General features: G+C 53.6%; 13 protein-coding genes. 9 read left to right on the top strand and 4 right to left on the bottom strand.

What is annotated here, in order from left to right; all coding sequences use genetic code 11:
- Positions 1 to 55 precede the first annotated feature (55 nt).
- Complete coding sequence (locus ASD8599_RS08820; RefSeq protein ID WP_108828190.1) at positions 56 to 937, bottom strand: LysR family transcriptional regulator; 882 nt, start codon at positions 935 to 937, stop codon at positions 56 to 58.
- A 103-nt stretch (positions 938 to 1040) separates the two neighbouring features.
- Here ASD8599_RS08820 and ASD8599_RS08815 point away from each other — a divergent pair, with 103 nt between their 5' ends.
- Positions 1041 to 1835 (top strand): VOC family protein, encoded by a 795-nt coding sequence (locus ASD8599_RS08815; protein WP_108828189.1) that lies wholly within the window; start codon positions 1041 to 1043, stop codon positions 1833 to 1835.
- Positions 1836 to 1870: 35 nt separating this feature from the next.
- A complete protein-coding gene (locus ASD8599_RS08810) occupies positions 1871 to 2641 on the top strand; it encodes a nuclear transport factor 2 family protein (protein WP_108828188.1) in 771 nt (256 codons plus the stop codon).
- Positions 2642 to 3072: 431 nt separating this feature from the next.
- Here the strand turns inward: ASD8599_RS08810 and ASD8599_RS08800 are convergent, their stop codons facing one another.
- On the bottom strand, positions 3073 to 3753 hold the full coding sequence (locus tag ASD8599_RS08800) for a GntR family transcriptional regulator (RefSeq protein ID WP_108828186.1): 681 nt from the start codon (positions 3751 to 3753) through the stop codon (positions 3073 to 3075).
- A 340-nt stretch (positions 3754 to 4093) separates the two neighbouring features.
- On the opposite strand from ASD8599_RS08800, the gene ASD8599_RS08795 reads away from it, so the two are divergent.
- The 6 genes from ASD8599_RS08795 (at position 4094) to ASD8599_RS08770 (ending at position 9064) form a co-directional block, all read left to right on the top strand.
- Positions 4094 to 5077: a TRAP transporter substrate-binding protein gene (locus ASD8599_RS08795; RefSeq protein WP_108828185.1), complete on the top strand. Its 984-nt coding sequence runs from the start codon at positions 4094 to 4096 to the stop codon at positions 5075 to 5077.
- A 96-nt stretch (positions 5078 to 5173) separates the two neighbouring features.
- The gene (locus ASD8599_RS08790; protein WP_108828184.1) at positions 5174 to 5668 is read left to right on the top strand and encodes a TRAP transporter small permease; all 495 of its coding nucleotides are present in this window, start codon (positions 5174 to 5176) and stop codon (positions 5666 to 5668) included.
- Positions 5665 to 6975, top strand: coding sequence for a TRAP transporter large permease (locus ASD8599_RS08785; protein WP_108828183.1), 1311 nt, complete (start codon positions 5665 to 5667; stop codon positions 6973 to 6975). Before ASD8599_RS08790 ends, ASD8599_RS08785 begins: the two co-directional genes overlap by 4 nt.
- A 94-nt stretch (positions 6976 to 7069) precedes the next feature.
- Positions 7070 to 7813 (top strand): SDR family NAD(P)-dependent oxidoreductase, encoded by a 744-nt coding sequence (locus tag ASD8599_RS08780; RefSeq protein ID WP_108828182.1) that lies wholly within the window; start codon positions 7070 to 7072, stop codon positions 7811 to 7813.
- A 16-nt stretch (positions 7814 to 7829) separates the two neighbouring features.
- On the top strand, positions 7830 to 8141 hold the full coding sequence (locus ASD8599_RS08775; RefSeq protein WP_108828181.1) for a cupin domain-containing protein: 312 nt from the start codon (positions 7830 to 7832) through the stop codon (positions 8139 to 8141).
- A 2-nt stretch (positions 8142 to 8143) separates the two neighbouring features.
- Entirely contained in the window at positions 8144 to 9064 is a 921-nt protein-coding gene (locus tag ASD8599_RS08770; protein ID WP_108828180.1) for a sugar kinase, read from the top strand.
- Between the two features lie 126 nt (positions 9065 to 9190).
- Here the strand turns inward: ASD8599_RS08770 and ASD8599_RS08765 are convergent, their stop codons facing one another.
- Positions 9191 to 10813, bottom strand: a complete 1623-nt coding sequence (locus ASD8599_RS08765; protein ID WP_108828179.1) for a thiamine pyrophosphate-binding protein — start codon at positions 10811 to 10813, stop codon at positions 9191 to 9193.
- Positions 10814 to 10942: 129 nt separating this feature from the next.
- Here ASD8599_RS08765 and ASD8599_RS08760 point away from each other — a divergent pair, with 129 nt between their 5' ends.
- A complete protein-coding gene (locus tag ASD8599_RS08760; RefSeq protein ID WP_108828178.1) occupies positions 10943 to 11404 on the top strand; it encodes an Lrp/AsnC ligand binding domain-containing protein in 462 nt (153 codons plus the stop codon).
- A gap of 199 nt (positions 11405 to 11603) precedes the next feature.
- Here the strand turns inward: ASD8599_RS08760 and ASD8599_RS08755 are convergent, their stop codons facing one another.
- Positions 11604 to 12515 (bottom strand): 2OG-Fe(II) oxygenase family protein, encoded by a 912-nt coding sequence (locus tag ASD8599_RS08755; protein WP_108830083.1) that lies wholly within the window; start codon positions 12513 to 12515, stop codon positions 11604 to 11606.
- Positions 12516 to 12560 lie beyond the last annotated feature (45 nt).

Genomic DNA, 12560 nt, shown 5'->3' with positions numbered 1-12560 from the left:
TAAGGGGCAAGAAATGGCCACAGCCCCGGAAGATGCAAGCAACTGTCCTTGCACACTATGATCCGATTTCCCGTTTCATAAATTCGACAAATGCCTTCACACGTGGCTTGCGGAATGCAGACGGCAGTTGCACCGCTTGAATTGGCAATGTGCGAGACTGATAACCCGCAAAAAGCTCAACCAAATGCCCCGTTTCCAAGGTGTCACCCAAAAATATGTCTGGGCAAATGAATATCCCTTGACCTGTCAGTGTCGGAACAAGACAGGCTGGCGGGCTGTTGGCCAGAAACGGACCCGTTACAGGCACCAGCATCTGCTGACCTTCGATCTGAAACGGCCAACGGTTTGGGTCCGGATTGTTTGAATCTCTAATGCAGATATGTTCGCCAAGGTGAATGGGGTGCTCGGGTTTGCCATGTCGCGCGATGTAAGACGGCGCTGCGACCACTTTCATGTGCGTTTCGCCCAGTTTGCGGACGATCAGACTTGAATCGCTCAGATCGCCAATCCGGATAGCAATATCAAACCCACCTTTTGCCAGATCAACCTGATGATCTGACAGGTCAAGCTCGACCGTCACATTCGGATGCTCTTTGACAAACTTGTCTGCGGCCGACGCAACTGCGGTATCTCCATAAGTAAGCGGTGCGGCAACGCGCACGATGCCACTTAACCCGTCAGAGCCTTCAAATTCGGAGTCCAGTTGTTCCAATTCCAAAAGAACGCGCCGTGCCCCTTCCAGGTATCGCTCACCCTCATGGGTTAGGGACATGGACCGCGTGGTGCGGTGCAGCAAGGTCATGCCAAGATGGTTCTCTAACTGCGCAACCCGTTTGCTGACAAGCTTGTTCGAAATGTTAAGCCGCTGACCAGCAGCTGCAAAGGAACCCGTTTCCACAACCGCGACGAAGCTCTGCATTCCATCTAGCCGATCCATTCACTATCTCCGAATACGCGATACACCTTCCCGCTTATCGCCATTTCATAGAGAAAAAACCATGACTAAGTTTCCACTGAGCTGAAATGCAGGAGACACGTTCATGGCAACATCCGACGCCCCCATCTCGATCGGTCAGGTCGCATTGACCGTCCGCGATCTGGATAAAACCGCCGCTTTTTATGAAAACATCATTGGCCTTGGGTTGATCGAACGCAGCGGCGAAAATGCTCTATTGGGCGTAGACGGCGCCGTTTTGATTGAACTGCGCAAAGACCGCATGGCGAAAACCCACCCAAGGGAAGCTGGACTGTTTCATACAGCCTTTCTGGTGCCGGCCCAGAAGGATCTTGGTGCATGGCTGAACCATGCAGATAACATGGGCGTCCGGCTTGATGGCACATCGCATCACGGTGTCAGCGAGGCGCTATATCTGAACGATCCTGAAGGCAACGGGATCGAAATTTATCGTGATCTTCCGCGCGATACATGGAAACGCAACGGTGACGAAATCCTGATGACGACACGGCCGCTTGACCTGAAAGCGCTCACAAAACACGCGGCCCCATGGAACGGTGCACCACAAGGCACAGTGATAGGTCACGTCCACCTGCGTGTGGGTGATGTTGCTGAAGCCGCGAAGTTCATCTGCACCGAAATCGGAATGGTGCAAACTTTCGAACTCCCGTCAGCAAAGTGGTTCGGATCGGGTGGATACCACCACCACCTCGCCGTCAATCAATGGCAGTCCCAAGGGGCTAAAACCAGATCCGAAGGCAGCACCGGTGTCGCAAGCATTGAGGTGCACGCAAAGCCAGAAACCCTCAAATCCGGTCGGCGCGTCGATCCTTGGGGAACAGAATTCATCATCACCGCATCCCGATCCCCCGTTGCGTGACCCGCATTTCAACGAAACCAAACAGGAGTAATCCAATGTCACCCAAAGAAATTGTACTGGACGCAGTTGCCGCCATCTTTATCAACTTCGACCCGTCCGCAGCAGAGAAATTGCTGGCTCCGGACTATATCCAGCACAACCCCGCCGTGCCCACAGGGGCAGCGCCGCTCCTTGGCCTCATCCCCGACCTCAAGGAAAGCGGCTTCGAAGTGGAAACCCACCGCGTGATCGCTGAGGGCAACATGGTGGTGATGCACACCACCTACACCAACGCGCAGGCCTTTGGGGCAGACACGTTGGTGGGTTTTGACGTGTTTCGCGTCGAGAATGGCAAAGTTGCGGAACATTGGGATAATCTGACCCCGATCACCACACCAAACCCATCGGGCCACACACAGACCGACGGCCCCACAGATGTCACCGATCTAGACAAAACCGCCAAAAACAAAGCGCTGGTGACTGATTTTGTGGAAACCATTCTGAAAAATGGTGACGTTGAACGCATCACTGACTTCCTGTCCACCGAGACATACATACAGCACAACAGCAACATCGCTGACGGGTTGGATGGGTTGGGCGCGGCCCTGTCTGGCATGGCAGAACAAGGCATACAGATGGTTTACACAGACGTGCATTTCGTGGTGTCCGAAGGCAATTTTGTCCTGACAGCATCTGAAGGGTTCTTTGGCGAAACGCCAACCGCGTTCTATGATCTCTTTCGCGTCGCTGATGGCAAAATCGTGGAACACTGGGACGTAATTTCGGACATCCCTACCGAAATGGCCCACGACAACGGCAAGTTCTAACTGAAGGCCAAAGCGAAAGCACCGTTCATCAATTTGGCGTAGGTTCGATCCCTACCGGCGAAGCTACGATAAGCCGCTAAGTCCAACGACTTGGTGGCTTGTTTGTTTCGGTTCATTGGCGTGTTCTGGTTTTCGAAAGCACCACAAGATTCCAATTGCTGTGCTATTTGTCCGACAGCGTCGGTTTGTCCGGGCTGTGTTAGATCAGTTCTTTGACAGCCAAGGCGTCCAATCATTCACGCGCCCAAAAAGATCTTTGGCAGACGCTCTGCCCCGTGTTTCAGGCTTAGTGTGTATTGAACCACTGCTGGAAATTGCACCTGTGGCAGGATTTTCTCCAGTCCCTTTACAAACGCGGCTTACAGCCCTGCACAGGGGTGAACGGTAACGCAACAGATTGAAACGCTGATCCGCACACGCGCCAAACGGGTCTATTCATCAAAATATGCGTTGTGGGTAGTGTAAATCGCTTCGACTGTGGGGGTCAGACGGTCAAGATGTGTGCGCAGCACTGTATCAGCTGTTACTGCATCGCCGCTGAACAACGCAGCCAACAGCTTCTGATGATCTTCATAAAGAACATCCATCGCTTCTTTGCTGGTCAAGGCCAACATGCATAAACGATCAACCTGCGCCTTGTTCTCGGCGATGATCTCAAACGCGAACGCCTGTTTCCCCGAGGCGCAAAGAAGCTTGTGGAATTGATAATCAAGATCATGGAACAGGCTGACATCACTTTTTGCAATTGCATCCGCCTGTTCACGAAGGTTGGCGTTCAAAGCGGCATCAACGGATCTGTCCCGATCCAGTGAAGCGGCGCGAACAACTTCGAGTTCTACTGCGGCACGCACAAAACGTGCATTGGCAATCAGTTGACGCGAGAAGGGGCGAACAACGGTCGCACGTTGCGGCCGCACCAAGAGAAGATTGAGATGCGCAAGTCGGGTAAATGCTTCGCGGACAGGTTGGCGTGAATAGCCGAAAGACTTTGCGACATCCGTTTCCGATATTTTGGTTCCCGGAAGCAATTCCAGTCGAATGATTCTGCCAAAAAGTTCCTCAAAAACCACGTCACTGCTTGTCGTTCGTTCGGGGGCTGCCAATGCTACCATAGTCGTTTTAAACCTCAATTTCGATGCAGTGTCGCAGAAATTTAATTGGAATCATAGGGTAAAATTGGGATACTAGAAGTCAAAAATTCCCATATTTGTTTAAGAAATATCCCAATTTTTATTGCACGACGAAATTTATATGTTGACTAGTATCCCAGATGGAGTCTTGATTGCCCCATGAGCGAAGGACGAGGTGCCGCGCTTGTCAGGGAGGAAAGCAACGATTGCCCGCAAAGGGATTTGTTGCCGATCTGGCTTGCCATTCCAAACCGCCTTCGCACAGATTGCCGGCCCAAAAAGGCGGGCCAAAAAAGTTTTGAACCTGATCTGGGAGGATAGAATGTTCAATTTTTCGCTAAAAACCATGGCCGTTTCGGCTGCCTTACTTGGCTCCGTTACGGCAGTGAACGCTGAAACCGTTTTGCGCGGCGCCAGCATGTTTGACGAAGACCATGCGTTCACAAAAACGATGCGTGAATTCGAACGTCTCGTGGCAGAAAACTACGATGGCGATGTGTCATTTGACCTGCGCTTGAATGGTGAATTGGGGGTCGAATCCGATTATGTGACTTACCTCAATCAGGGTGTCGCAGTGGATTACACGATCCTCGCGCCTTCAAACATGGCCGTCTTCTCTGACTCTATTCCCCTGATGGACATGCCGTTCCTATTCCGCGATTTGGATCATTGGAATGCGGTCTTGTCTTCGGATGCATTTGCCCCCCTCGAAGCGGACCTGCGTGAAGCGGCGGGCATCGTGATCGTCGGTTACCATGGCGGAGGCGTCCGCAACCTGGTCTCAGCCGAGCCAATCACCAGCATGGAAGAACTTGCCGATCACCGTATGCGCGTTATGGGTGCGCCTATTCAGGCACAAACGTTTGATGCCGTTGGGGCTGCACCAGCAGCGATTGCGTACAATGAAGTCTACAATGCAATCCAAACGGGCGTGATTGCAGGCTTTGAAAACGAAGCGGCGTCGATCCAGAACCTGAAGTTCTACGAAGTTGCCCCGCATATTTCGCTGACACAGCACACAATTACAGTGCGCCCCATTGTGTTCTCTGCGAAAGTTTTTGATGCGCTGGACGCTGACCTTCAGGAAGCCATCAAAACGGCAGGTGCCGAAGCAGGTGCGTTTGGTCGTGCATTGGAATCCGGTGCAGACGGTGAAATCTTGAAAGAAATGGAAGCAGCCGGTCAGGTTGTGATCCATAAATTTGAAGGCCGTGAGCAAATGCTTGAATTGGTAGGACCGGTTCAGGACGCCTATGCGGCTCAGCTTGGTGCGACAGAGCTTCTCGAAAACGTTCGCGGTATGTGATCTCCCGGTTGACGGGCGGAGAACGGTTTTTCCTCCGCCCGTTGACGCAAACTCTGGATGCGGCCAGCCGCGTCCCACTGCGAATTAGGGCAGATCATGTTTGGACGATTTCTTGATAAGTTCTGCAAAGGGCTTCGTATTCTGCTTGGCGTTTTGATGGGCGCACTTGCCGTTCCAGTCGCGATGCAGGTTGTCTCTCGCTATACGGGATTGATCCCGACATTTCTTTGGACCGAAGAACTGGCGACCTTCTTGTTTATCTGGATCGTCATGATCGGTTCAGTCGTCGCCGTCTGGGATGGCACACATTTTGACGTCCGCATCACCCGAGATGCCAAGGGGCCTTTCGCGCGTTTGGTACAAGACGGTGTCGTCCATGTCGCGATCATGGTTTTTGGGGCTTTGTTCCTGTTCTACGGCATTGAATATGCCGAATTTGGCGGCAAACAGCGGTCGGTCATGATGCGCGCAAATCTGATGATCACACATATTTCTGTGCCAATCGCAGGCGGACTTTGGCTTTTGTTGTCAGGTTACCGTTTGTTTGAAACCTTCACAGCATTTCGCAGCCGCGAAGGAACCCCGTCATGATACTAGACACAGGAACCGCGGCGACCATCTTGATCGCTGGATTTTTGGCTTTGATCTTTATCCGCATTCCAGTGGCTTTTGCTTTGGGGTTGTCAACAATTCCCGTTGTGCTGCTTGAATTGCGCCTGACACCATTTATTGTCCTGGACCGGATGTTCCAGTCTTACAATTCGTTCATCCTACTTGCTGTTCCGTTCTTTTTATTGGCGGCGAACCTGATGAATTCAGGCAAAGTCACCGACCGCCTGATCGAGCTTGCCCGCGTCTTGACGGGCTGGATGCCCGGCGGGCTGGGTCATGTGAATGTCGCGGTATCCATGTTGTTTGCAGGCATTTCCGGGTCTTCAACGGCGGATGCGGCAGGCATAGGCAAGATCCTGATCCCTGCGATGCAAAAAGAGGGCTACGACACCCGCTTTGCCGTGGCAATTACGGCGTGTTCTTCGGTGATGGGGGTGATAATTCCACCGTCGATCCTGATGATCGTCTGGGGCGGCGTCATGCAAGTATCTGTCGGGGCGTTGTTTCTGGGCGGTGCAATCCCGGGTCTGATGATCGGGCTGGCCTTGATGGCGACGGTCTACGGCTTTGCAAAGGCCCGCAATTATCCGGTCACAGCTTCCCCCAACTGGGCCGAATTTTGGGCCGCTTTAAAAGGGGCTGCTTTGGCGCTGTTAACGCCCGTCTTTGTGATTGGCGGGATCGTTGGTGGCCTTGTCACGCCCACAGAAAGCGCCATCATCGCCGCAGGTTACGCACTGATCTTGGGGATGCTTGTATACAAAACAGTCACCCCCAAAGACCTCGGTGGCATTTTGTATGACACGGCACGCTTTGCTGCGATTTCGCTTTTTGCAATTGGCACGGCGTCGGCGTTCGGGTGGTTGTTGTCCTTCTATAACGCACCACGCCTGATCGTCAGTGTTCTGACCGCATGGGAATTCGGACCCTTTGGCACGGCTCTTTTAATCGCGGCTTTGTTCTTGGTCTTTGGTCTGTTCATTGATGCGATCCCGACAATCATCATCCTTGGCACGGTCCTTATGCCCGTCGCACAGGCCGGAGGCATTGATCCGATCGCGTTCGCCATCATTGGCATTGTCTCGCTTGCGTTCGGACTGGTCACCCCGCCCTACGGATTGTGTTTGCTTATCTCAGCAGCAATCGGAGGGCTGAATGTCGTGCAGGTCCTGCGCGAGGTTGTGTTCATTCTTGCGCCGATGCTGATCATCTTGATCTTGTTGGCCGCATTCCCTGAAATCATTCTCTGGCTTCCGAAAACGATCATGCCGGGGGCATTCCGATAACAACGGCCGCCTCCGCATATCTTATGCATGCGGCGGCAGCCCACACATAAACAATCAAAGGCGGGGTCACTCTCTCGCTATAGGAAGGATCACTATGAAACTTGCAGGCAAAACCGCAATCGTTACCGGAGCAGGCCGCGACATCGGCGCAGCAGTTGCAACCAAATTGGCCTCTGAAGGGGCCAATGTTGCGATCAACTATTTCTCTAGCTCCGAAGGCGCCGATGCCACCGTTGCTGCCATCAAAGCAGCCGGAGGCAATGCCTTCGCCATGCAGGGCGATCTAAACAAGGAAGCCGATGTAAAAGCCCTTGTTGCAAATACGGTCGAAGCATTTGGCAGCGTCGACGTTCTTGTAAACAATGCTGGCGGTTTGATTGCCCGTAAGACCATTGCCGAGATGCCCGTTGAACATTGGAACGCCGTCATGAGCCTGAACGTGACCAGCACGTTTCTTATGACACAGGCCTGTTTGGCTGTGATGAAATCTGGCGCGATCGTCAATCTGGCCAGCCAGGCCGGTCGGGACGGCGGTGGACCGGGGGCTGTTGCATATGCCACAGCCAAGGGTGCTGTGATGACGATGACTCGTGGGTTGGCCAAAGAACTTGGTCCAGACATCCGCGTCAACGCCTTGTGCCCGGGCATGATCGACACTGACTTTCACAACATCCACACACCTGATGCGGGTCGCCGTGGCTTTGAAGCAAATGCACCCTTGAAACGTCAGGGCCATGTAGATGACGCGGCCAATCTCGTTTTGTTCCTTGCTTGCGATGACAGCGCCTTTGTCACAGGCACCAATGTTGATCTGAATGGCGGCATGCTATTTTCCTAAAGTCAGGAGCCACACTGTGTCCCATTTTCCAATTGTCTCCACCGGTGACCATGTCACGCGTCAGGTGCTATCAGACCACCCTGACCTTATGGTCGTTGCCTTTCGGTTTGAAGCATCTGGTGCGATTGGCGCACTGCACGATCACCCACATGTACAGTCAACTTATGTGGAAAGCGGCCGGTTTCGGTTCACACTCGGTGATACAGAGCACGAATTCGGCCCCGGCGACAGTTTTGTCATCCCTTCCGGTCAAACCCATGGCTGCGTCTGCTTGACCCCGGGGATGCTGGTGGACAGCTTTACCCCGCGCCGCGATGACTTCTTGTAGTCATGAAACGTGTTCTCGCAATTGGCGAATGTATGGCAGAGCTGGCGCCAGCGGGTCAGCCGCGCGACTTCACGCTTGGCTTTGCCGGAGACACCTTCAACACGGCTTGGTATTTGGCCCAAATCGCGCCTGATCTGGACATCAGCTATTTTACAGCGATTGGGGACGACAGTATTTCACAAGATATGCAGTCGTTTTTTGACGCAAGCGGGATAAATTCCACGCCTGTCCAAGTGATCCCCGACAAGACAGTTGGTCTGTATCTGATCCATCTCAACAACGGTGAAAGAAGTTTCTCGTATTGGCGCGATAGTTCGGCAGCAAGGCAGCTTGCCGTTGATGGTGCAGCCCTTCAAACGGCGATGGCAGAGGCGGATTTCATTTATTATTCCGGCATAACACTGGCCATCCTTGATCAGCCGTCGCGGGAAAATCTATTTCAAGCGCTGCGGCAGGCCAGACGGCACGGTAAAGAGGTTGCATTTGACACGAACCTCAGGCCGCGTCTGTGGACCGACACACAGCAGATGACATCAACGATCATGGAGGCGGCAGCCTGCTGTGACCTTGTGCTGCCGTCATATGATGATGAGGCCGTATGGTTCGGGGATCGCAACGTGCAAGACACGATTGAGCGTTATGCAGGGATTGGCGTGCGGCAGATTGTGGTGAAAAACAGTGACCAGTCGGTGGTGTTCCAAACGCCAACCCAGCGCGGTACCGTCACGGTTGATCCGGTAACAGATGTCATCGACACGACCGCGGCAGGAGACAGCTTCAACGCAGGCGTTTTTGCCGAAATCCTTATGGGACGCGATATTTCGATCGGCATCGAACGGGGCTGTCAATTGGCGCGACAGGTAGTTCAGCACAAAGGCGCGCTGGTGTGTTTGCCGCCCCAAGGCGAAGGCGCTTCGCAATGAAAGAGACATGGCGCCTGCCCTGCCCTACCGGGGTGTGGTCCGTCATCCCAGACTTGCGCGGCAGCGGCACACTCAAGCCGACAACGGTCATGACTTGATCGGGGCTTTTCCCCCTTTTTAACCGGTTCAAATGCGCATGCGGGGCACGTCGCTGGGGTCCAATCGTAAATCGATCAAAATGGGCTTGTTGCGATCAGCGACCGCCTCTAACGCGCCTTCAAGCTGTTCTTTTGATGTCACTTCAATCCCTTCGCCACCAAGAGACTTCGCAACCTGCGCAAATGAAGGCCATTGGAATTGTGTTAGACTGGGGTCCATTTTACGATCAACAAATTGGATATGCTCGGCCCCATAAGCAGAATCGTTTGCAATGATCACGATCAGATCAAGACCAAGTCGAACTGCCGTATTGAACTCATTGATGCCGCCCATCATGAACCCACCATCGCCGCTAAAAAGAACAATGGGACGATCCGGCGCTGCAACGCCAGCGCCCACGGCGGCCTGCAACCCCAATCCGATGGCACCAAAGTTGACGGTGCTGACAAAGCTCTGGGGATCCGGCACGGACACACGGCACCACACTTCCGTCATGAAACGCCCCCCGTCGGTGACCAGAATTTTGTTTTTTGGCAAGGCGTCTTCTAACTGCGTTAAAGCCTGCACGTAGTTGATAACCCCCTCAGCCGCGATGTGCGGTCCGGTCTCATGTGTGGCGAGTGTCCAGGGCTCAAGCTCCGCGGTGAAACCGCTTGCCGCGATCTCGGCTTCGTCAAGCCAATACATGATTTTGTCGGCGGTCAGCCCTGCATCAGCCACCAATGCGATGTCCGGATGCAAACCGCCTCCAATTGCCGACGGCTGCACATCAATCTGGATGATGCGCTTGCCTGCCATCAGTTTGCCGCGATCCGTTGTAAAATCATGCAGTGCTGTTCCAAAGCAAAGTATGCAATCAGATTGCTGGATCAGGTCATAGGCCGCCGGCGTGGATAGAGTTCCAAATATGTCAATGTTATAAGGGTGATCATTGAACAAACCCTTGGCCTGTAGGGTCGTCGCAAGCGGTGCTTCCAACCGGTCCGCCAGCGCGATCAATTGATCGCGCGCAGCAATTGCGCCGCCGCCCGCCAGAACCAAGGGCCGTCTTGCAGATGCGATCATGCCAATGGCATTGTCCAGCAATTCGCTTTGTGCAACATCGCCCGGAGCGGCAAAGACATTCAGGACCTGTTTGGCATATTCCGCTTCCTGCCACATGAAATCTGCAGGCATGTTCAGCACGATGGGGCGGCGTTCGACCTGCGCACGGTAGAATGCGCGCGCAACGTCCTGCGCCGCTGTGTCAGGTGTACGAAGCTGTTCAAATCCCGCGCCTGTGGCAATCACAATCTCGCGTTGATCGATGCTTTGCAAATGGCGTGGATTGTCCGCAGGCGTATCGCCCGCCAAAACGACAATCGCTGCGTGGCCTCGCGCGGCTTCGGTCAGGGCTGTCAGGCAATTTGACAAGGCAGGCCCATGGGTGACGGTTGCCACACCCACATCCCCGGACACCCGTGCAAAAGCAGACGCCATCAAAACTGTGCTTCCTTCGTGAACCGCTGGCACAAAATGCCCACCACAGTCCCGAACGAAACTGTCTACCATAAACAGGTTTGCATCCCCCATAAGCCCGAACAGTGTCGTCACCCCGTGATCGTGGATCGCGCGGGCAACGGATTGGTAGACATAGTGTTTGCGGCTCATAAAGTGTCCCTTTCTGCAAAGTTGAAACAATTTTATCACTTGGATTTGGGGTAAATCGGTCGCATACATTGGATAATGTGTAATTTACGGACCAATTATTTCCAGAAATAGCCAATATGAGGTGACTTTATTCTTGATCCGTTCGAAAAACTAATCCTGAAGGTTTTGCAGCGCGACGGGCGTGCCAGCAGTCAGGCGCTGTCGGATGCCGTTGGTTTGTCTCCGTCCCCATGCTGGCGACGCGTGAAGCGACTAGAAGACGAAGGTTTCATTACCCGCTACGCCGCAATCGTGGACGGCAAAAAGCTGGGGTTAAACGCATTGGCCCATGTTCAGGTGTCTTTGATAAATCATGATGCTGTGTCGATAGACAAATTTCATGCCTTTGTTGAGACCAACGACCAAGTACTGGAATGCGCATCCATCACGGGTGACTTTGACTACATCCTCAAAGTTGCAGCAACGGACCCGGAAGCTTTGGAACACTTCATCATGTCCCGCCTTTTGCGACTTGGTGTCGTGCGCACAACCACCACCAATTTCATCTTGCGGCAAATGAAAGTGTCCGGGGCACTTCCGGTCGATACGTAACGGCAAAATCAAGCCGAGGGCACACTGGCAGCCTTCCGGACATTGGGGATGTTCGTGTCAATCACAGCAATGGCCGCAGTATAATTGTCAGGTTTGGACGCAACTGACATGTGCGATGACTTTGACCCAGTTCATAGGCTTTTGGGCAGCCTCTTTTTGAGACTGCCCAAAAAAATGTGATGATGGTTATACGCACGGCTCAGAACGGCGCGAACCCATCACTTTTTGCGGTTGGCAACATCCATCTTTCTGCCGCGCTGACAGCTTTTGGTGCCGCGTTTCGTGGTGGGATCTGACCGTTCTCGCCATAAAGCCACAGCACGAAATTCGACCGCTCGCCTTGGGTGATTGGCATAGATTCATGTGGCACAGTTCCGTGGTGGATCAATGCGGTGCCCGGCTCGAAGAACAGCTCGCTCACTTGCCGCGTTGCATGATCAAAGAACCGCACGCCAGAACCTGAAAAGTCTTCGCCAAGAAGGTTAAGGTTGATGTTTAGCGTGACTGACGACGCATCGGTGTGCGCCCGTAACGACGTATCGGCATCCGCCTGCCATTGGATCGAAAACCCGAAAGTTTGCGTGTCATAGCCTATTACATCCGGAAACAGCATCCGAGAGACGGGGCGCATGTAACGGTCCATCAACCCGGTGTAGAATTCTTGAAAGCCGGGCGCGGCCAGATACCCTTCGGACCGGGTGTCAAGCATCGCACCGCCCCTGTTCAAAGAGATCCCGTAAGGCGGCCGCAGCGGAATATCCGCCTTTGCCGCAGCGTCAAGGTATGCCCGCAGCGTTTGTAGCTTTTCGGGGTCGAAGAACTGGGTTTTGTAGACGCCCGGAAACACTTCTTTCCAAAGGTCGCGCACCGCACCTTCCTTGGTTGGATCGCTCCAAGCGGCATCGACTGCCGAACGCAGCTTTTCATCGTAAAGTGCGCTTTCAAGCGTCGGCGCCCCGGCATCGGCTGTCATTTCCCATTCGGCCCAAGCCTGCGCGAACATATCGCTGTTCTGGTTCCAGAACGTGCTCACCGAAGGGTGGCGTTGCAACATGGCTTCACGCGATGGACGGGCCACGGCGCGGGCGGTTTCGAGTGCATTTTCTTGCATGATTGTTTTCCATCTTGGGAGGGTTCCGGCGTCAAAAACGCCGAA

It is taken from the genome of Ascidiaceihabitans donghaensis (genome assembly GCF_900302465.1).
Classification (GTDB): Bacteria; Pseudomonadota; Alphaproteobacteria; order Rhodobacterales; family Rhodobacteraceae; genus Ascidiaceihabitans; species Ascidiaceihabitans donghaensis.
The sequence above is the reverse complement of the archived record's forward strand: the minus strand, read 5'-3'. Positions and strand labels throughout refer to the sequence as shown.